At 51.0% G+C, this 21068-nt stretch carries 14 protein-coding genes; 7 read left to right on the forward strand and 7 right to left on the reverse strand.

Annotated features, from left to right (window positions below; all coding sequences use genetic code 11):
- Positions 1-130: 130 nt before the first annotated feature.
- Positions 131-334: a carbon storage regulator CsrA gene (csrA, locus tag Mal48_RS19565; RefSeq protein ID WP_145203653.1), complete on the reverse strand. Its 204-nt coding sequence runs from the start codon at positions 332-334 to the stop codon at positions 131-133.
- A 144-nt stretch (positions 335-478) separates the two neighbouring features.
- On the opposite strand from csrA, the gene Mal48_RS19570 reads away from it, so the two are divergent.
- Both Mal48_RS19570 and Mal48_RS19575 read left to right on the forward strand, forming a co-directional pair.
- Positions 479-685, forward strand: a complete 207-nt coding sequence (locus Mal48_RS19570; protein WP_145203656.1) for a hypothetical protein — start codon at positions 479-481, stop codon at positions 683-685.
- A 321-nt stretch (positions 686-1006) separates the two neighbouring features.
- Complete coding sequence (locus Mal48_RS19575; protein ID WP_145203659.1) at positions 1007-3874, forward strand: multiheme c-type cytochrome; 2868 nt, start codon at positions 1007-1009, stop codon at positions 3872-3874.
- Positions 3875-3992: 118 nt separating this feature from the next.
- Here the strand turns inward: Mal48_RS19575 and mutS are convergent, their stop codons facing one another.
- The 3 genes from mutS to Mal48_RS23410 form a co-directional block, all read right to left on the reverse strand.
- Entirely contained in the window at positions 3993-6665 is a 2673-nt protein-coding gene (mutS, locus tag Mal48_RS19580; protein ID WP_145203661.1) for a DNA mismatch repair protein MutS, read from the reverse strand.
- A gap of 93 nt (positions 6666-6758) precedes the next feature.
- On the reverse strand, positions 6759-8489 hold the full coding sequence (locus Mal48_RS19585) for a proline--tRNA ligase (protein WP_145203664.1): 1731 nt from the start codon (positions 8487-8489) through the stop codon (positions 6759-6761).
- A 171-nt stretch (positions 8490-8660) separates the two neighbouring features.
- Complete coding sequence (locus Mal48_RS23410) at positions 8661-8834, reverse strand: hypothetical protein (RefSeq protein WP_197441846.1); 174 nt, start codon at positions 8832-8834, stop codon at positions 8661-8663.
- Between the two features lie 195 nt (positions 8835-9029).
- Here Mal48_RS23410 and Mal48_RS19590 point away from each other — a divergent pair, with 195 nt between their 5' ends.
- Together Mal48_RS19590 and Mal48_RS19595 are read left to right on the forward strand one after the other, a co-directional pair.
- Positions 9030-11192: an alpha/beta hydrolase family protein gene (locus Mal48_RS19590; protein WP_145203667.1), complete on the forward strand. Its 2163-nt coding sequence runs from the start codon at positions 9030-9032 to the stop codon at positions 11190-11192.
- Between the two features lie 66 nt (positions 11193-11258).
- Entirely contained in the window at positions 11259-12260 is a 1002-nt protein-coding gene (locus Mal48_RS19595; RefSeq protein ID WP_197441847.1) for an alpha/beta hydrolase, read from the forward strand.
- Between the two features lie 223 nt (positions 12261-12483).
- Here Mal48_RS19595 and Mal48_RS19600 read toward each other — a convergent pair whose 3' ends face one another.
- From Mal48_RS19600 to Mal48_RS19610, 3 genes are all read right to left on the reverse strand, one after another.
- On the reverse strand, positions 12484-13566 hold the full coding sequence (locus tag Mal48_RS19600; protein ID WP_197441848.1) for a PDZ domain-containing protein: 1083 nt from the start codon (positions 13564-13566) through the stop codon (positions 12484-12486).
- 480 nt (positions 13567-14046) lie between these two features.
- The gene (locus tag Mal48_RS19605) at positions 14047-16236 is read right to left on the reverse strand and encodes a M60 family metallopeptidase (RefSeq protein ID WP_145203677.1); all 2190 of its coding nucleotides are present in this window, start codon (positions 16234-16236) and stop codon (positions 14047-14049) included.
- Between the two features lie 62 nt (positions 16237-16298).
- Complete coding sequence (locus tag Mal48_RS19610; protein ID WP_145203680.1) at positions 16299-16988, reverse strand: 3-keto-disaccharide hydrolase; 690 nt, start codon at positions 16986-16988, stop codon at positions 16299-16301.
- Positions 16989-17224: 236 nt separating this feature from the next.
- On the opposite strand from Mal48_RS19610, the gene ispH reads away from it, so the two are divergent.
- From ispH to Mal48_RS19625, 3 genes are all read left to right on the forward strand, one after another.
- Positions 17225-18166: a 4-hydroxy-3-methylbut-2-enyl diphosphate reductase gene (ispH, locus tag Mal48_RS19615; protein ID WP_145203683.1), complete on the forward strand. Its 942-nt coding sequence runs from the start codon at positions 17225-17227 to the stop codon at positions 18164-18166.
- A 158-nt stretch (positions 18167-18324) separates the two neighbouring features.
- Positions 18325-19461, forward strand: coding sequence for a DUF1559 family PulG-like putative transporter (locus Mal48_RS19620; protein WP_145203686.1), 1137 nt, complete (start codon positions 18325-18327; stop codon positions 19459-19461).
- Positions 19458-21044, forward strand: a complete 1587-nt coding sequence (locus Mal48_RS19625; RefSeq protein WP_145203688.1) for a glycosyltransferase family 39 protein — start codon at positions 19458-19460, stop codon at positions 21042-21044. Before Mal48_RS19620 ends, Mal48_RS19625 begins: the two co-directional genes overlap by 4 nt.
- Positions 21045-21068: the final 24 nt, after the last annotated feature.

A 21068-nucleotide genomic window follows, 5' to 3' on the forward strand; every position in this document is an offset into this window, starting at 1 on the left:
CAGTGTATGAGAAAGCAAATTCAGGTCCCAGGATTCGTTCTCAACACAAGCAGACAGACACGTCGAAAGCGATGTCGGTGGACAAATCGAGCCGATTTTCCGACAGCATTTTCAAAGTTCAACAAGAAGCTCAATCGCGAGACGAGGCGGTCTCATCGGGAGACGCTTTGTGTTCCGAATTGATCGCTTTGTAAACTTCTTCGCGGTGAATGCTCACTTCCTTGGGAGCTTCGATTCCTAACCGAACCTTATCGCCCTGAATCGAAACCACCATGAGGGTAATCGAATCACCAATAATAATTTTCTCGTCCTGTTTTCGGCTGAGTACTAACATCGCTCCAGTTCCTATTCACGGCTCCTGATAAATCGTCCACTCCTCTATGGTCGGACAGATGTTAGAACCTACGTCAGCCCTCCTGACAAAGAGCGCTCGGAAAGTCTTTATTTCCAAGAACTTCGTTCGAACAGGACAGTTTTGATGGATCACTCCGCCAGAACGCATCGCACAGCGCAAGCCGATTGGTACGAATGGACAAGCACGATCACAACGAGCGGACCAATTGTAACGATCACTCACACCCAGAAGCCGGGAATCACTACCGGTTGCAAATTCGAGTACATCCGCACGATAAGTGTTCGACAACAGGCCTTTACTGCCCCTGAGCTGAACATGGGGACAACTTGAGCAACAAATTCAGGTGCAGGCAAAAGCAAAACAACTGCAACATGATTGCCTTAAAACTGTTGCCTCAAATCGTCACGATGTTTACTGACAACTCCAGAGGCCTCGCTCGGCGGTTCATGGTGATGGTTGATTTCCTGATGGAGTCCCTGTGTAATCATGTTACAGTTTGAATCTCTCACTCGGCTTGAAAGAGCCCGTCACCGCAAAATGAGTCCATTCCTTTGAGGCTCTGTGATAGATCCGCCATACTCCTCATAAATCCATTTCCCTCTCCCCTTTCACCACCCTTTAGATGGCCCATTCCCAAGCGAAAGTGTCAGAATGTCCAAGCCGGTCGTGCTGCCAGATCCTGCTAAGCTGCCGAAAAAGAAAATCGTCAGGACCATCACCCCGCGCATGCGGAAAGTCCTCGTATTAGTATTTGCATTAGTCGCACTCTTGGTTGCGAATGCTTTATACCTTTCTGCAATTACAGCTTTGGAATGGTTCAGCGGGAAGACGTATCAGGATTACTTTTATCAGTTTATGTTCCTGGGTCATCTGGTTCTGGGGCTGATTCTTATTCTCCCATTCCTGGCCTTTGGGATCTCACACTTACGACTGGCACGTAAACGACGAAATCGCAGGGCTGTCAAAATTGGCTATGCACTGTTTGCGATGTCAATCGCCGTTCTTGTTTCAGGCATCTTACTGACTCGTGCGGGCGGTTTTGATTTAAAGCAACCAATTGTGCGTTCTGCCGTCTACTGGATGCACGTCATCTGCCCGTTACTGGCAATCTGGTTGTATTGGCTGCACCGTCTGGCAGGGCCCCGGATCAAATGGAGAATCGGCGTTGGTTATTTGGGATTCGTGGGAATGATTGTCGGAGTCATGGTTTGGGGACAATTCCAAGACCCGCGAAACTGGTTCGCTCAAGGTCCGGAATCGGGCACGAAATACTTTGAACCTTCTCTTGCGCGGACTGCCAGTGGAAACTTTATCCCTGCTGAAGCGTTGATGAACGACGAATACTGCAAGCGATGCCATGCCGACGTTCATGCTGGCTGGGAAAAATCGGTCCATCGCTTCAGTTCATTCAACAACCCGCCGTACCTTGCCAGTGTTCATGAAACCCGACAGGTCGCCCTTGCCCGAGACGGGAATGTGCAGGCGGCTCGCTGGTGTGCTGGCTGCCATGATCCCGTCCCATTTTTCAGCGGAGCGTTTGATGATCCGAACTTTGACATGGTGGACCACCCGACAGCTCACTCAGGAATTACATGCACATCTTGCCATGCCATCACCAATGTGAACAGCACACGAGGAAATGCAGACTACACCATCGAGGAGCCGCAACATTACCCGTTCGCCTATAGCGACAATGAACTTCTTCAGTGGGTCAACAACCAGCTGATCAAAGCGAAACCTTCATTCCACAAGAAGACCTTCCTGAAACCGTTTCATAAGTCTGCCGAATTTTGTTCAACCTGCCACAAGGTCCATTTGCCTTACGAGCTAAACCATTACAAAGCGTTTCTGCGTGGACAAAACCACTACGACAACTACCTGCTCAGCGGAGTTTCGGGACACGGGGCGCGGAGTTTCTACTATCCCCCCAAAGCAGAGGTCAACTGCAACGGCTGTCACATGCCACTGAAACCCTCGAATGATTTCGGGGCCAAGTTCTTTGCTGGTGCGAAAGAACTCAGTATTCATGACCACCTGTTTCCCTCTGCGAACACTGGAATCGCGTGGTTGCTCGATCACCCTGACACAATCAAAGCCCATCAAGAGTTCCTGCACGGGACAATGCGCGTCGACCTGTTTGGCGTCCGCGAAGATGGTGAGATCGATGGAAAACTGATCGCTCCACTGAGTCCAAGTGTCCCGGAACTTCAACCTGGAAAGACTTATCTATTCGAGACAGTCATTCGGACACTTAAGTTAGGACACCTGTTTACGCAAGGAACTGCAGACTCGAACGAGGTCTGGCTGGAAGTCACAGTCACTTCCGACGGAAAGGTCATCGGAAAAAGTGGCGGGATCGATCCGGAGAAGCAAAACGAAGTCGACCCATGGAGCCACTTCGTGAACGTCTTCATGCTCGACAAAGATGGAAACCGCATCAACCGGCGGAACCCTCAAGACATCGTCACACCACTTTATAACCACCAGATTCCACCCGGTGCGGGACAAACGGTTCACTACTCATTCGAAGTCCCGGAGAACCTTTCAGCCCCTCTCGAAGTCGAAGTCAAATTGCAGTACCGCAAATTTGATCAGGAATATATGGAAATTGTTGACAAAGCGACTCAAAAGCTCGGCCTCCCGATTCGTGGGAGCCAACCTGGCGAAGCATACGTCAACAACCTGCCAGTCACGACGCTCGCCGTTGATCGCATCACATTTCCGATTGAAGGAATCGACGCTGAAATTTCCAATGACGCGGACGAGTTTCCTCTCTGGCAACGCTGGAACGATTACGGCATCGGTCTGTTCTTGAAAGGAAAAGGAGAGCTGCGGCAGGCAGCGGACGCCTTTACCGAAGTTGAAAAACTGAACCGCTGGGACGGTCCAATGAATCTGGCTCGCGTGCTGGAGCGTGAAGGTCGACTCGATGAAGCAGTCGCAGCTTTACAACGAGCTGCTGAATTCAGCGAAGAAGATGCCTACCCACGCTGGACCTGGGCCTGGCTGAGTGGAGTGATTAACCGGCAGCAAGATCGGCTTCCGGAAGCAATCCAAAACCTGCGCAGCGTCCTCACCGATCAAACACCCGAAATGCAAAAACGGGGATTCGACTTCAGCCTGGACTACGAAGTGATCAACTTACTGGGGCAAGCACTCTTTGACCTCGGACGCAAACGTGCTCGTCAGGGACGTGAAGAAGAAGCTGAAAAACTTTGGGAAGAAGCAATCGCTGAATTTGAAAAGACACTCCAGATCGATTCAGAGAATCTCACCGCCCACTACAACCTGCAGCACTTGTACACGGAAATCGGAAACAAAGATCAGGCAGCTCATCACGGTAAGCTGCACGAAATGTTCAAGCCAGACGACAACGCGAAAGGTCGAGCGGTCCGTCTTGCCCGAGAAAAGTATCCCGCAGCCAACCACGCAGCCGAAGCGGTCGTGATTTACGACTTACTCCCGCCCGGTGTCGATCGAGAGCGCAAGAACGCCTCAACGGAAAGCCAAAATGACTGATCTCCGTTATCCTGTTTTTCGAATTGGTCTTCGAAGCCTGCTTCGTGAAAAGCAGCACTTTTGCTCGTGAAGCATTGTTTTTCACGGGCACTTGGGAGAGCAAAGTCCGATTTCAGGATCAGTCTATCTTTCCCTTCATACGGTGCAGTTCCTGAAGGGCTGCCAGCGGAGTCATTTCGTCGAGATTGAGACCTTTGAGTTCGCCAAGGACCGGATGAGGTTCGATGTCGAAGAGCCTGAGTTGCCGGGAGTTCTTCTTGGGGCGTTTCGGAATCGTTGGTTTTCCGTGGTCGTCCTGATGATCCGTTTCCAGAGTTTCCAGAATGACCCCGGCGCGGCTGATCACCTCTCGTGGGACACCTGCCAAACGGGCGACGTGGATTCCGTAGCTTTGATCCGCTGAGCCGGGGACGATTTTGTGCAGGAAGATGACATCTCCATCCTGCTCATGGACGGACACGTTCCAGTTACAAACGTTCTTGAGTGTTTTGGGGAGTTGTGTCAGTTCGTGATAGTGGGTGGCAAACAGCGTGCGGCACTTGGTGTGGTCATGAAGATATTCAGTAATCGCCCAAGCCAGCGAGATTCCATCGTAAGTGCTGGTTCCCCGGCCAATTTCATCGAGAATCACAAGACTACGATTGGTCGCGGTGTTCAGGATACGTGCTGTTTCGGTCATCTCAACCATGAATGTCGACTGACCTTTACCGAGTTCATCACTCGCTCCGACGCGTGCGAAAACTCGATCTGCGATTCCAATCGTGGCGGACGACGCTGGAATGAATGACCCCATCTGAGCGAGGATCGTTAACAACGCGGCCTGACGGATATAGGTACTTTTCCCAGCCATGTTCGGACCGGTAATCATTGCAATTAAATCAGAGGAAGCTTCTGAATCTTCATCAGACGAAGTCCCAAGAATGACGTCGTTTGGAATGAACTCGCCCGAAGGCTGCAACTTGTCGAGCACGGGATGCCGACCATCAATGATGTTCAGACAAGGATCGTCGGAAATCACAGGACGGCAGTACCGATGGTTGAGTGCGACAGTTGCCAAATTTGCCAGCACATCAATTTCAGCAATAATCTCGGCTGTTTGTTGCAAACGTTTACATTCACCTGCCACACGCTCACGCAACGCCTGAAACAGTTCCGCCTCAAGAGCTTTTGACTGGTCTTCTGCACGCAGAACTTTCTCTTCATACTCCTTAAGTTCCGGAGTGATGTATCGTTCCTGATTCTTGAGTGTCTGCTTGCGGATGTAATCATCGGGGACTTTGTCGAAGTGAACAGCCGTCACTTCCAGGTAATACCCGAAGACTTTATTGAAACCGACTTTCAGCGAAGTGATGCCAGTCCGCTCAATTTCTTCAGCTTGATACTTCGCAATCCATTCTTTCCCACCACGGGCTAAATCTCGGAGTTCGTCCAGTTGCGAGTTGAAACCAGCCCGGATCATCCCGCCATCCGACGTGGTGATCGGAAGTTCATCGGCAAGTGATGATTCGATATCCGCCCGCACTTCAGAACACAAATCGAGACGAGCTTCCAGCGTCTTCAGAAGATCAGATGAGCGCTCAGCCATTTTCGCTTTGAGTTTCGGCAACAACGCCAGTGTCCGCCCAAGTGCCCCCAAATCGCGAGGAGAGATCCGCAGCGTCGCAACCCGAGAAGAAAGTCGTTGCAGGTCGTAAGCATCCTTGAGCTGTTCTCGTAAGTCCCGGGAAAGCTTACTGTTCTCTTTGAGCTCTTCGACGGCGTCGAGTCGTCTTTCAATCGCCTGCCGGTCTGTCAGCGGATTGGAAAGCCAGTCCATCAACAGGCGAGCCCCCATCGGAGTTGCTGTCTCATCGAGAATACTGATCAGCGAACCGTCACGTTTGTTTTCTCGTTGGGTGCGAGTTAACTCAAGACTGCGACGGGTCGTTTCATCAATGAGCAAATTGGTTCCATGACGATACGGCTCCAGCTTGGTAATGTGTCCCAGCGACGACTTTTGTGTCTCTTGCACATATTCGAGCAAGGCTCCGGCTGCGGTAATGCCTGCGGAGTCTTCATCACCTAAATCGAAACCTTCGAGCGTTTTTGTCTCAAAGTGATTGAGTAAATTTTCACGGGCCTGATTGGCAGCAAAAGTCCATGGCGGTCGCTGAGTGAGAACCGTCCCATTCATCTCGGAGAGCTGTCGGAAAACTGGCTGGTCTTTCGCTGTCTCTGGTAACAAACATTCAGCAGGGGCGATGCGGGCAATTTCGTCCGCGAAAGGGGAGGAGCTTCCGAGTTGAGCGGGCAACTCATCTGAAGAGTGCGAGAGCTCCATGCACTGGAAACGCCCTGTTGAGAGTTCCAGCCAAGAGAGCCCGATTGAGTCTTTCGTCGGACAAACCGCTGCCAGATAATTGTTCTCTTTCGGGTTGAGAAGAGCATCGTCGGTGAGAGTTCCGGGCGTGATGATTTGCGTCACTTCCCGGCGAACCATTCCCTTGGAAGTCTTTGGATCTTCGACTTGATCACAAATTGAAACTTTGTGCCCGGCTGAAATCAGCTTTTGCAGGTATCCTTCAAGAGAGTGATACGGGAACCCCGCCATCGGAACCGGATTAGGAGAGTTTTTGTCACGGCTGGTGAGAGTGAGCCCCAAAATCTTCGCAGCGACTTCGGCATCATCGTGAAAGAGTTCGTAAAAGTCCCCCATCCGAAACAGCAAGATTGTCCCGGGCGTCTCGGCTTTGACTTCCATGTACCGCTGCATCATGGGAGTCAGCTTGGTCTCTTTCTTTTTCTTTGCCATGGAAAAATTCAGCGTCGTTGAAAATGATGTTTTATCGAATGAAAGATCATTGTTTCGCCGGGTACTTCAAGCACCCGGCGAAAGAGAACGAGCTTACATTCGGTTCTTCTCTTCTCGAACCAGTTCCGCAACGTGGTTCGTGACATCAGCCAGCGGAATTCGCTCAGCGTCGCCACCCTTCCGCCACTTCACTTCCGCGATACCGTCCTTGAGCCCCTTGCCGCCAACGACGACTCTCAGTGGAATCCCAACCAGGTCGGCATCCTTGAACTTGAAGCCCGGTCGGGCCTCGCGGTCATCCATCAAGACGTCAACACCGGCAGCGAGCAATCCTTCATAGATGCTGTTTGCGTGTTTCATCACGTCATCATCTTTGACGTTCAGCGGAATCAGCTCAACCTCGTAAGGAGCGACCGTCATTGGCCAGATGAGACCGTTTTCGTCATGACACGTTTCAGCAAGACCAGCGATGATGCGGTTCACGCCGATCCCGTAACAACCCATGATTAGCGGATGTCGTTTCTCTTTTTCGTCCAGATACTCTGCTTCCAGCGCCGAACTGTATTTTGTCCCCAGTTTGAAAACGTGTCCGACTTCGATTCCGTGGACGAAACTGAGCGTCCCTTCGCAGCGAGGACACGGATCGCCATTTTCCGCATCTCGCAGATCGAAAGTTTCCTGAACTTCAAAATCTCGCCCTGGATTGACACCCGTTAAGTGCTTGTCGACCTCGTTCGCTCCGGTGACTCCGTCGACAATTGCTGCCACATCGTGATCGACGATGAACGCACACTTTAATGAAGTTGGGCCAGCAAACCCGACTGGAGCTCCCGTCACATTCTTAATGGTCTCTTCGTCGGCCATTTCGAGTTCTGTGACATTCAAAGCACGACGAATTTTACCTTCGTTGGCCTCATGATCTCCACGGAGCAAAACTCCCACAGGTTTTTCGTCAGCGAGAAAGATCAACGTCTTGATCATCTGACTGGTTTCAATTTTCAGGAATTCCGCAACCGCTTCGATGCTGCCCATGCCGGGCGTCTCGACAGTTGCAACTTCTGTTGTCGAGGACTTCCCAGCGAGTTCTGGCTGCTTGCGACCGGTATCGGCACGTTCCAGATTGGCGGCATATCCGCACGACTCGCAACGGACGATGCTGTCTTCACCATTCTCTGCAGGAATCATAAATTCATGAGACGCATCTCCTCCGATGGGACCGCTCTCGGCTTCAACAGGAATATATTCCAGACCACAGCGAGCGTAGATCCGGCAATAAGCGTCGTACATTTTCTGATACGACTCGTCGAGTTGCTCAACGCTGGTCCCGAAGCTGTAAGCGTCTTTCATGAGAAATTCGCTCGTTCGCAAAACGCCGAATCGTGGACGCTCTTCGTTCCGGAATTTCGTTTGAATTTGATAAACAGTAATCGGAAGTTGCCGATAGCTGTTGATCAATTTGGACATGAGATCAGTCACGACTTCTTCGTGAGTCGGCCCGAGTGCCATGTGCAGTTCGTGCTCACGCCTTCTGATCGGGAAGTTGATCAGGACGTTTCCGAAAGCTTCTTTACGACCTGTTCGTTCGAACAGGTCGATTGGCTGTAATGCTGGCATGAAGAGTTCGACCGCACCAGCTTTGTCCATTTCCTGGCGGATAATGTCAGCAGCCTTCCGGATGGAGCGATATCCGAGCGGTAAATAGGTGTACGCCCCCGCCATCAGTTGACGAATCAGCCCGGCCCGGAGCATGAGTTGGTGACTCGGGACTTCCGCATCCGAGGGAACTTCTTTCATGGTCGGGATTAACGTTTGAGACCAGCGCACACTTCGCTCCTGCAACGACAATTATTTCGATTCAACAGCACCTTTTTGGGGGTGAAGTGGCATCATCACGACATTTGGCGTCGCTGTCGAGTGTTCCACAGCCTAGTTAAATTCATTCCAAAAAAATCTTGCCATTCTCCCCCCAACTTTTCCATAAGGAGCATTCGATAATTAGTTGATCTGCTCTGGCTTGGCTCTCCCGATCTCACCACGTCCAGTGGAATTCCGCTTAAAGCATCGAGTGAGGAAACACTCTCTCCGGCCCTCAATGAGCGAGAGGCCTTGAATCGCCAAGCGGCAAATTGTGAGGCTGTACTTCTCCCGACCGAAGAGGTTACGATCCATCCATCATTGTCATTTTGTTCCACACGTTGATACTTTGAAAATGTGCCTCCGAAGTCGGCATACAATCTGAGTATTTACGTTGCTGAGTAGAACCAGTCCGAAAACCTCTGGAATAGCCGCCTGCCTCAACGTTTGAGAGAGCAATATCAGGTTTCAGGACCAACTCTAATTATTCTCCACTTGAAGAAAGTCCTCATGTCCCAATCACAGCAAACTCCCCCACCTTCAATTCCCACCGATTTCACCCGTCGCGACGCCCTCACCAGTTTGGCGACCATTGCAGCTGCCGGGCCGATGGCGTTCTGGTCCGCACCGTCGGTCGCTGTCGCCCAAAGAGAATATACTCCCCTGAATCGCTATCCGCGGATGGTCCACGAGCACTTCGTCCGACAGGTTCGGATAGCGGGCCAAGTCAGCAAGCAGCGGATTGCGAAACTCAAAACAAAAGAAGACGCAGAGCGTCACGTCAAGGAAACTCAGGAAAGAATTCGTGAATCCTTTGGCCCAGAACCGGAACGAACCCCGCTCAACCCACGAATCACAGGTACCGTCGAACGAGACGGCTATCGTATCGAGAACATTATCTTCGAGAGCCGCCCCGGATTTCCTGTGACGGCAAACATCTATGTTCCCACAAACAAATCGGGACCGTTTCCGGGAGTTGTAGGGACATGCGGGCATTCCTCGAACGGAAAGGCTGCCGGGTCGTATCAATCATTCGCCCAGGGACTCGCGAAACTCGGATACATTTGCCTGATTTACGATCCGATCGGACAAGGGGAACGACTCCAGTATCCGAACGAGAAATTGAAATCGAAAATCGGAGTTGGAGTTCAAGAACACCTCCACGCAGGCAACCAGCAATTTCTTGTCGGCGAATTCCTCGGCTCATGGCGAGCCTGGGACGGAATTCGTGCTCTTGATTACCTGCTGACGCGTGACGATATCGACAAGACTCAAGTCGGTGTGACAGGGAATTCCGGCGGAGGAACCATGACGACATGGTTGTCCGGCGTGGAAGATCGCTGGTCGATGACAGCCCCGAGTTGTTTCGTAACCACTTTCCTACGAAATATGGAGAACGAACTCCCTGCAGATACCGAACAGTGCCCGCCGAAGGCACTCGCTCTCGGACTAGACCATTGTGATTTCATCGCAGCAATGGCTCCCAAACCGGCCATTATCCTGGCCAAGGAGCAAGACTTCTTCGATGTTCGTGGATCTGAGGAAGCCTACTCGCGTTTGAAGCACCTCTACAAATTATTGGGAGCCGAAGACAATCTTGCTCTGTTCTACGGTCCCACGCCACATGGGTACTCGCAAGAAAACCGGGAGGCGATGTACAGCTGGTTCAACCGCGCGACCGGAATGACTCCCGATCAACCAGGCGACAAGGCGAAGTTTGATGGCGTGTTGCGAACCGCTGCCGATTTGGCCTTCACAGCGGAACCGGAGATCACGCTCGAAAAAGACGAAACTCTCTGGTGTACACCGAAGGGACAGGTTTCCACTCTCGAAGGGACACGTACCATCTTCGACTTCACGCGTGACACCTCTCAGGAGCTAGCAGCGAAGCGAAAATCTCATTCGGGCGATGCTCTAAAAGTGGCGGTCCGAGATGTCTTGAAGTTGCCGAAGCAACCCAAAAGCACGCCTGACTTCCAAATTTACCGAGCAATCGGCTCACGCGGATACCCAAAGAAATCCGCAACGGCATACGCTGTGAATACCGAGCCCGGCATTCAGGCCATCGTCTACCGCTTGCTGGACCAACGGCTTTCCTCGCGACCGCCACAAGGTGGCAAACGAGCAACGCTGTATGTCTCCCACCTCTCCAGCGACGCTGAACTTCGTAATGAAGAGTTGATCCAGGAAATGATCAAAGCGGAACCAGATGTCCCGTTCTTCACCTGTGACGTTCGCGGAATCGGTGAGTCGATGCCGGACACCTGCAGCCCGAATTCATTCCACAGCAGTTATGGGAACGACTACTTCTACTCCATTCACAGCATCATGCTGGATCGTCCGTATGTCGGCCAGAAAACGCTCGATGTTTTGCGGGTTCTTGACTGGATGAAAAGTTTCGGTCACACAGAAGTCCACATTGTCGGTAACGGCTGGGGTGGGCTTCCTGCAACCTTTGCAGCTGTCCTCTCCGATCAGGTCAATCAGGTCACACTCAAGCACGCTTTAACCTCGTATACCGACCTCGCTGAAACCGAACACTACGAATGGCCGCTCTCGACGCTGCTTCCAAACGTTCTCTCAGAGTTCGACCTTCCCGACTGCTACGCAGCTCTGAAGTCGAAAAACCTGAAACAGATCGAACCGTGGGGCGCCGAAGCTTCCGGCCATTAATTTCGTTTCAAAGAAACCCTGAAGAAGAGACCAGAGGCCAAACAGCCGTCGATGGTTTCGACAGAAATGTCATTCAGGGTTGATGATTTTCAAGATCGCTTCGCAGCACATTTCGAATGTGCTGCGAAGCTTTTCAATGGAAGTGTTTACTCAACGATGAAGTCAATCATGTGCATCGTGGCGATTTGCTTCGCCACAACGTTTTGCCAGTCTGCATTTGCTCAACGTGAACGTCCGCTCACCCCAATCGCTGCAAAGCTGGAACCGAGCCGGTTTGAGACATACAAGACCGTCGAAGACCGCGAGCTGCGTCTGCACATCTTTGAGCCGGAGGAGTTAAAAAAGAGTGATCAGCGACCGGTCTTCCTGGTGATTCATGGAGGGGGCTGGACTGGTGGAAATCCACGTTCGTTCTATCCAATGGCGGACCACTTTGCACAACGAGGGATGCTTGCGATCAGCCTGGAATATCGCTTCATGAACAGAAAGCAGGGGACCACAGTTTTTGATTGCGTCGAAGACGCCCGCGATGCTGTGAGATATCTTCGCAAAAACGCAGAAAGGTTGAAAATCGACCCGAATCGAATTGTTGTTGCAGGTGCATCTGCGGGGGGACATCTGGCGTTGAGCACATCAATGTTCGATACGTTAATGCCCGACAGGTTCAACAAGAATGAACCTGAGGAGAAGACATCTTCACGAGCGAACGCTTTGGTGTTGCTATATCCTGTGATCGACACTTCAGAAGAGGGCTACGGACAGAAGAAAATCGGGGAACGCTGGCGGGAACTCTCTCCTGTTCACTCTATCAAAGAGCTGAAAAGTGACATGCCTCCGACGATCCTGTTTCACGGAACCGGCGATACCGTGACACCCTATGCCGGGGCAGCTGAGTTTCATCGCTTGATGGAAGAAAAGGGGAATCAGTGCGAACTGATCTCTCATCAAAATGGAGTTCACGGATATTTAATTTTCGATATTGATCTCTACAACGCAGGGATTATCAGAATCGAAAATTTCCTGACTGAACAAATGATGATCGAACCAATAGTTTTGAAGCGTCCTTAAAACGATGCTCGCAGCAGAAAGCAATTCGACTCCTGTAAAACCACCTGTCGCATCCGAGAGCAGAGAAGCTTTCCGATGGGCTCAAATAAAAAAAGAGCGATTGCAGCGGGAGGCAATCGCTCTTCTCGATGACTGGATTCACTTAAAGCGAATCAAGCCTTCATTTCTGATGTCACACAAATTTGCTCATTCGCAAATTGATGAATTTCCAGTGACTTAATGATTAATACGCTCTACGCATCATTCGTCGATATTGACGAGCTGCTCGGCGGTCGTAGCGATCATATCCGTATGAGTCGTGATACCCAAAATCACATGGGTCGACGATTACAGGTTGGACCACATCACATGCACAAGGTTGAATTGCGCCATTTGAATACTGGCCTGAGTGCTGACCTGAATACTGATCCACATCATCATAGATCGGACGGGCAGCTGTATAAGGCTGTGGTTCCGGACTGGTGTTATTGGTGTATGTTTGTGGAATATTGTTACCGTGTGACTGAGTCGATTCCTGACTCCAAACAGTGAGCGGCATGGTCTGTGAATACTGGCGTCCATCCCGGATATACACGATTGGGACTGGACCATTCGCTGTCCAGTTTCTCAGTGAATCACGAAACTCCGCACGGTTGACGTATTGCTGGTTATTAAACCGGACGATTCGGTCTCCTCGGCGAAGGCCAAAGCGGGCCGCAGGGCTGTTCGGTGTCACGCGTCCAACAACGATCCCCGTTGACGCAGACTCATCAAGCGAAATTCCTAACTGATTCACGTTGCCTCTTGCATTCACATCGCCTCGTGCCTTGATGTCGCCTTGACGATTATTTTTCATGCGGCGATTTGCCTTAGGGGCTGCTTCATCAAGTTTGTCCTGTGTCTGACGAACACGTTCTTCAACCTTGGGCGTCCCCGGTTGTGCCTCTCCGTTGGTTGCAGGTGCAGCCGGAATTGCGTCGAGATTATCATTCGCATTCTGTTTGATGTCTCGACGATTTTCGCGAGCATCTTCTTTTAAATCACGTGCTGATTCACGAGCATCCTCTTTTGCCCGCCGCGTCGCTTCGCGAGCGTCCTCTGCTGGATTGTCGACAGCTTCACGAGCCTCTTCGCGTGCATCACGAGTAGCCTCGCGTGCATCTTCTTTCGCGTCGCGAGCTTGCTCTCTGACATCTTCAGCCGTGTCATTGGCTTGGTCTCGAGCCTCAACTGGTGCAGGTTCCACCTGTGCGTGGGCTGCATGATGTCCGACACCGACGCCACCCGCGATCAGTGCTAGAGAGAGTGAATAGATTAAAGGTCTCATAGTCGTTTCCTCCATTTGAAAGTTGGAATACAAAAAGCGAGGTCCCTCGCTTATTGATATCAAGATCCCGCAACGACTGTGCCAATGCAGAAGAAGCTGAGCGACTTGAGCAAAAACGCGTGAATCAACACAGATTTCACACCTTCGAGATCGCAAAGCTCAACGGAGGCGATTGTTTCCACAAGAAATTGGCCGCCAAGCACTCAAGGCGATGTGCAATCACCCACCAACCACCACGCCCAACGTGATGCACCAGACTTCTGGAAAAGAGACATCCGATGAATGGTGCTGATGAATTTATTGATGAGTTCGCTCGCCTCTGAAGGAATCATTCAGTCGCAACTGGAGGGAATTGAAGGAGAGACCATGGGGGCTAAGAGCAGTTTGCTCCCCCGTGTATCCCCTATGAACGCGGTTCATCATCAATATTCCTGTTCACCACGAAGTAGAACCTGAACAACAATTCGAATGATGCTTTAGTTATCGCGAAGGCGACCATTTGGGAAGGTGACTGACTGCCTGTTTAGCCTGGTCAGAAGCTCCGAAGTTCCAGTCGTCGTAGAAGTCGCTGAGATCTTTCCCGACAGCATGAGAGAACATGACCAACCACAGGTCTTTCTTTTCCTGAAGCGTTCTCGGTTTTTTGTTTTGCGGAATTTCCTGATACTCCGCGAAGACTTTCTTGAATGGTTGCCATCCGAAATTTTGTTTCAGTTCGATATATGGAACAAGCTGTGGCCAGGGGCCTTCCAGTTTTCCAGTCTGTTCAAACTCGCGCCGCATTTTGGCGATATTAGCGGGCTGGACCTGTCCATGTTGAGTGGCTCCCGGAACGAGAGTGTCGAAAACGTACATCGAGAACAGATTGACGGTCACTTCGCCTAAGCCATCCCAAGTCCATTCCGGCTGTTGATGATTGTGTCCGATTTCATGAAAGACTCCCCAGTTCCCTTTTTCCTGCAGCGTTTGCAAATCGGTTGTTTCCAACGCCAGATTGAGAGGAGCCATAATCGGATACCCAGCATGCATGTAGCCAGCGGAAATCTGAACATCAGTCACAAACCGTTCAGGGTATTTTCGTTCGGGAGAGATCATTGCCAGATCGGCGCAGGTATCGAGCACCTGATTCCAAAAGCCCATCACTTGATCGGGGCGATTCAGTCCGCGAATCGCTTCACTCGGAACGGTGAGGATGAATCGATCGCTGGCAAGTTCTGCCCACGGGCCGGGGAGCGAGCGGATCTTCCTCCAGTCAGCAACTGATGTCTCACCAAGAATAAACAACGGAGAAGAAATTGCTCCGGAGATATCCACAACAATTTCACCCAGCTTGCAATCGTTGGGAACGACAACATAAATCAGCCCGCCAAAAGCGTTACCGACTTTTGTTTCGGTCTCTGTAATGGCGAATTTCCGAGTAATCTCAGGTGCGCGGTTCCATCCATCTTTGTGCCACAGCTTATCTTTGTGACAGCCAACCTGAATTCCTAAACCGGCTTGAACCGCAGAGGCCGGAACAGTGATCGTGATCACATCGCCGGCCTTTGCAAAGAGACCAGTGCTGTGCCATCGTGGAGTCTGCGTATTGATCGTCACTGTTTTGTCGGTCGGCTTGATCCGTTTCGCAGGTTGCTTCGGAAACTCTTCCGCTAAAGGGCTCGCTGTCAGCATCTCGATCGGCTGCCCCAAGGCCAGTCGTGTGTTAAGTGCGACTTGAAGCCGAGCGAGTGGTTGCGACCTTTTCACCTCATTCCGTCGTCCTGGAATGACAACTTCCCCCAGCTTCTGCTCCAGCATTTTCTGAAGCTGCGGGATAAAGAGTTCGTCGTCACCACGAATCGATTGCAATGTTCGAGAGATTGTTTCGACTGCGAGTTTGGCATCTGCACTTTGCGGATTCTCTTCAAGTGACTGCAACGCACCGACAGCGTGAGTACTTTCAGGAAGCGTCTCGGCGATCACAAACCGCTTATTTTCCGGAGAATTGAGAGTCAGAGAATCCCAAACGAGACCAGCTTGCGAGCCGATTATGTTGCCGGGAAAATCGTTGACGAGCGTTTCACCCTCTTTGGCATTGTACCCTTCCCAGACCCAGCCCGCAGAACCGAGCAGCAGCCCATTCCCGGCCTCGGCGAACTCAATCAGCTTCGTAGTCTCTTCTTTGGAAAGTAAACGAGGATCACAGATGACGAGATTGAGCCCTCGAAGGTTTGAAGACCAGTTCCCCGTTAGTTCTTTCGCTTTGAGTCCCGATTCTTTCAGACCATTCACAAGATCCCGGTTGTCAAGAACCCCGACTTGCAATTGCCTGGGTTGTGAATCATTCAATCCAGCGCACCACAACATCAAGTTGGAAACGAACTTTCCGGTTTGCCCAACCTGTGCATTCTTACGCGAGAAATATCCGTTGTGACCGAGTGCGACAAGGCGCCCTTTTCCCAAAGTTGCGGCTGCGACAAGTGCCGCAGGCTGACCACTTTTGGTTTCGCCAGTTGCGATCACAAATGCGTCGGGACCATACACACTCAATGAGCCAACAGTCCCGGGAACCGCGATCTCCGTGACACCCTCAACCAGCAATGATCGTTCTTTTTGATCAGCGGCAAAAGAATGCGAGTGAATCTGAAATCCGAGAGTCACTAAAACAACGAAGGTGCAGAGTCGACGCATTATAAATCCGAATTAAATATGCTGGAGCACTTTCAAGATGTTGCCAGATCATCAAGATCAACTCAGTTCGATGCGGTGTCCGAAGCGATTTCCTTGATTCTCAAGTTGCGAATTTTCACGACTGACTTGTGCCCCAGCAAACCGATATGCCCGGCAGTTCTCAGGACACCCGGATGTTCACGTTCATCCATCGCACCATCTTTGACCGCTTCAACGACGTTGCCATCAACAATCGTCTCTCCGTTCAGAATGACTGTCACTTGCGGACCGATGCATCGAATTTCTTGAGTATTCCATTCGCCGAGCGGCTTCAAATGCCCTTTCTTTGCGGGGATGACCCCATAAACCGAGCCATGAAACTGATAGGGCTTCAGTTTTCTGTATCTGGCATCGTCTTCATCCAGCAGCTGAATTTCCATTCCTTCCGTGGCTGCGTGAGCTTTTAAAGGCATACGGAGACCGATCCCGTTGTTTGAAGCAGGTGTCAGCAAGAATTCAAATCGAATGATGAAATCGCTGTATTCCTTCTCGGTGACCATGTTTCCACTCTTATCAGCGAGCGAAACAATCATTCCATCTTCGACTTTGTAAGATTCCTTGGCTCCAACCCAGCCATCGAGGGTTTTCCCATCAAACAATGACACAAAACCTTCTTCAGAGTCGGACTTTTTGCAGGCTGGATCGGCAGCAAGAGCAAATGGCTGATTCGAGATGATTATGGCGACAGTTAAGAGCGAAAGCGATGTTTTCATATTAAGTTCCTCACAGATTGACAGGTCACATCAGTTGTAGTCGATCTAACTCAAACCACAACCGGGAGCAGAGAGTTTGAATGGTTTCAACCGAGATTCCAATCAACACTGGATTCAAAGTGAACAACACGAGTAAACTTCGGTTGGAAGATCATCCAATGTGATGATCAACAGACAACAAGCGATCCGCTTTCTTTTGAAGTGTTTCGCAACCATTCTACTTGAGTCAAAGAACAATGAAGGTGCTCCTCGCTAATCCTCGTGGATTCTGTGCCGGTGTCAATATGGCCATCGAATGCCTGGAAGAATGTATTCGAGAATTCGGAACAAACATCTTTGTTTACCACGAGATTGTGCATAATCGCTACGTCGTCGAGAAATTCTCCAGCCAGGGTGTGAAGTTTGTCAACCACCTGAGTGAAGTCCCTGCAGGTTCCATTCTGCTTTACAGCGCCCATGGTGTCTCTCCCGAAATTCGGGCTGAAGCGAGACAGCGCGACCTGCGGACTATTGATGCCACCTGCCCACTGGTCACCAAAGTTCACCTGGAAGCGATCAAATACGCCAAGGCGAATTACAATATCATTCTCATCGGTCACGATGGTCATGATGAAGTCATTGGAACGATGGGAGAAGCACCAGAGAGTATCACCCTTGTCGAGACCCCCGACGATGTGGACCAGCTTTCATTTTCCCAGGACGATTCACTTGTGTACCTGACTCAAACCACATTGAGTGTCGAGGAAGCAAATCTGGTGATTGAACGCCTCAAGCAGCGTTACCCAAACATTGAGTCACCACCCAAAGAAGATATCTGCTACGCCACAACGAATCGCCAACATGCAGTCAAACAGCTGATTCAGCAAGCTGATCTGCTGCTCGTCCTCGGCAGTCAGAACAGTTCGAACAGCAAGCGACTCATGGAGATTGGTCTCGCAGAAGGGAAACAGGCATATCTGATCGACGGGAAAGACGAACTTCAGCCAGAATGGTTTGAAACCGTTGAAACGGTCATGATCACGGCAGGAGCGAGCGCTCCAGAAGTTGTTGTCCAAGACTGCCTGAATCATCTGAAAGAGGAATATGGGGCCACGATTGAAGAGATCACCACTCGTGAAGAGAATGTCACATTCCCGCTTCCTAAGGAATTGAGACAACTTCAATCGCTGCGAGAATAACCTGAGTCGATGAGTGAATCACCCGGTTGAAACTGTCTCGAAACGAGCAGGGGACTTCTGTTCCCTCTCGAAAGAGCAGGCTCGAATCTTGCTCCCTGATTAGTGGGATGCAGACTTCGAGTTTCCCGGGCGCTCGTCGAATTCAATAGTGCCTGATCATGAGACGCCGTTTCCACCACGCGACTGTTACACCCCGCAGAATTGCCCGACCTCAACGCGGACCTGCAAACCAGCCCACTAACAGAGTCGCAAACAGGGTTGCAATCTCGATTGTCGAACTCCTCGTCGCGTTGGCGATTATTGGGCTTCTGATGGCATTACTGGTTCCAGCTATCAGCCAGGTGCGTCTGTTGGCTCAGCGAACACGTTGCGTCAACAATTTACGAAACATCAGTTTTGGTCTCACGCAATTTGACCATTTACATAAGCGTCTGCCCGCCTCGGGAACTTACTTTGATCCAGACAACCAACCGAGCGAACCTCGACACAGCTGGGCGGTGTCGATCCTGCCTTGGATCAACCAGGGAAATCTTTACGACCAATGGGATCTGGAACAGGCTTTCAACAGCCCACACAATTTCCCTCTCACACAAACAAGTATTCCGATCTATCAATGCCCACTCGATCCATCGTTAAGCGGAGGTTCACACGGTGATCAGTCATATGCTGTGAATGGGGGTGTTGGATTCACTCATCGCACAAGGGAGGGTGTTGCTGACTGTCCGATCGATCGTGAAGGAAAGCAGATCGACTTCAACGGCGATGGACTCACCTGTACCGGAACAACAACCGACCAACTTGACCAGCAACTGTTCAAACGCATGGGACTCTTCTTTCTGGAAAACTGGAAGCAAGGGCAGACAAAACGGCACTATTCCATTGCAGAGATTATTGATGGCACATCGCAAACATTTCTTGTTAGCGAAAACATACGAACCGGATTCAATCCCGATCAGTTGAACCACTCTTTTGCCGACCCTCATCCCAGGCGGAGTGCGTTCTATATCGGTAGCCCATGCGAGAATGGCGATTGCACAGCTGCCTCTGTGAATTACCAACTGTGCAACCAAGGGCTGAACCGGATCAATGGAGGACTGACCTCTCCCGAAGGAAGCTCACCAGTCCCGAACAGCCTCCACGAGGGGGGCGTGAACATGGCGTATGCCGACGGGCATGTGGCGTTCTTGTCAGAGTCGATTGATGGGGCGGTTTACGCTGCACTGGCAAGCTCTCAAGGGCTTCTACTCGATAAAACATCGCTGCAACAGGTGATTATAGACGGAGACTTTTTTTGAAGTCCCTCACTCATCACGATCCCGACCAATTCGGTCACTTCCGCACACGTGAACTGCCCGCACTGCTGATCATTTTAGGAATCGCAACGTTACTGCGCTGCCATCTTCTGGGGGCAGTCAGCTTGTGGTACGACGAAGCCTGCTCCTTGCGGATCAGTCAATTCCCGACCTCGGAAATGCTCGATGCGATTTCTCGTGACGCCCATCCTCCTTTGTATTACTACGCACTCAAAGGTTGGACAATTTGCTTTGGAAATGCGACCCAGACTGTCCGATTGCTGAGCGTTCTTTTCGGGGTGAGTACAACTGCTGCAAGTTGGTGGCTTGTTCGAGAATTGAGTACGCCGAAATTCAATCACCCCTTCCAGCGGCGTGACGGAGTCGCCCCGTTACTGGCAGCCTTGTTGGTGGCGATAAATCCATTGCATATTGAACTCAGTCAGGAAGCGCGTCCTTACACGATGGGAACATTCTTCGCAGTGCTGGCTGCGACCTTTCTCGTCCGGGCAAACCGGAAGGACTCCAGTCACAAAATCCCTGTCAGACCCTCGACCTGGATCGCTTTTGGAGTTTGTACCGCAGCATTGTCGATGACACACTATTACGGATTATGGAGCGTTGGAGCGATGTTTCTGTTCGCCGCCGGCGTTGCCACTCAGCGAGGTGCGTGGAGAGGCTTGATGGCGAGCATTGCAGTCATCGGAATCAGCTGGGCTCCATGGTGGCAGACCTTCCTGTTTCAACATACTCGAGCAGTCGACCAACTCTGGTTCCCTCCACTGACGACGAATTCACTCCTTGAAACGGTCTTTCAAGCACTTGCGGGCGGCAAACATTCGGGACTGATTGAAATTCTGATTCCAGTCCTCTTCTTCTCCTGGTTTGCCATTGGAATCTTTTTCCTCTGTTCGCGTGAAACTAGCGATCCTCTGATCGGTCTCTGCATCATCAGCCCTTTGCTGACAGTCATTTTGTATTGCGTCTTGATCCGCAACATTCTCGGTGTGCGGTATCTGATTTTTGCTCAAACCTTTGTACTCATCGCAATTGCCATATTGATCGGCCGCATCAACAAGCGTCAATTTCAAATCGCTGTACTGGTTTCGGTTGTTGCATGGAACGGTTATTGGTGTTTAGAACTCACAAAGTCTCGCCTCGACGCGGCAAAATTTCCCGGTGGAATGAGCGCAGCCAACTACATCAACGAACAGGTTGTTGATGCCGCCCCATGTATCGCGAGTTCACCATTTGTCTTCACGCTCCTCGCCCCGCATGTGGAGGCGAAAAAAAACTTCATTGTCGAGTATCGCAGAGAGCACCGCGACGACTTGCTGTCCGGACCTTCGATTCAACAGAAAGACTTTTTCCGGACCGATTCAATTCTCCAGACTGAAAAACCGTCCAAAATCTGGGCAGTTGATGTTGTTGGATTGTTTGGGAAGTCGGTTCGTGTCAAACTCCCGAGTGACTACCAGATCTCTTCTGAAGCGCGATTCCCAGAACGCTATGGGTATCGAATCGACTACGTCATTCGAGAATATCGACTCATCGAAGAGCAACTGCCCGCCCGCTCATTTCCTTGAGACGCTGCTTCATACAAGCCACAC

The organism is Thalassoglobus polymorphus, from assembly GCF_007744255.1.
GTDB lineage: Bacteria > Planctomycetota > Planctomycetia > Planctomycetales > Planctomycetaceae > Thalassoglobus > Thalassoglobus polymorphus.

Bases quoted from the DNA above. Each gene is read 5' to 3' on its own strand.
- Mal48_RS19570 (WP_145203656.1), top strand. From the start codon at position 479: ATGGATCACTCCGCCAGAACGCATCGCACAGCGCAAGCCGATTGGTAC.
- Mal48_RS19600 (WP_197441848.1), bottom strand. From the start codon at position 13,566: ATGAGACCTTTAATCTATTCACTCTCTCTAGCACTGATCGCGGGTGGC.
- Mal48_RS19590 (WP_145203667.1), top strand. From the start codon at position 9,030: ATGTCCCAATCACAGCAAACTCCCCCACCTTCAATTCCCACCGATTTC.
- Mal48_RS19620 (WP_145203686.1), top strand. From the start codon at position 18,325: ATGAGACGCCGTTTCCACCACGCGACTGTTACACCCCGCAGAATTGCC.
- mutS (WP_145203661.1), bottom strand. From the start codon at position 6,665: ATGGCAAAGAAAAAGAAAGAGACCAAGCTGACTCCCATGATGCAGCGG.
- Mal48_RS19575 (WP_145203659.1), top strand. From the start codon at position 1,007: ATGTCCAAGCCGGTCGTGCTGCCAGATCCTGCTAAGCTGCCGAAAAAG.
- Mal48_RS19610 (WP_145203680.1), bottom strand. From the start codon at position 16,988: ATGAAAACATCGCTTTCGCTCTTAACTGTCGCCATAATCATCTCGAAT.
- Mal48_RS19595 (WP_197441847.1), top strand. From the start codon at position 11,259: ATGTCATTCAGGGTTGATGATTTTCAAGATCGCTTCGCAGCACATTTC.
- csrA (WP_145203653.1), bottom strand. From the start codon at position 334: ATGTTAGTACTCAGCCGAAAACAGGACGAGAAAATTATTATTGGTGAT.
- Mal48_RS23410 (WP_197441846.1), bottom strand. From the start codon at position 8,834: ATGGATCGTAACCTCTTCGGTCGGGAGAAGTACAGCCTCACAATTTGC.
- Mal48_RS19605 (WP_145203677.1), bottom strand. From the start codon at position 16,236: ATGCGTCGACTCTGCACCTTCGTTGTTTTAGTGACTCTCGGATTTCAG.
- ispH (WP_145203683.1), top strand. From the start codon at position 17,225: ATGAAGGTGCTCCTCGCTAATCCTCGTGGATTCTGTGCCGGTGTCAAT.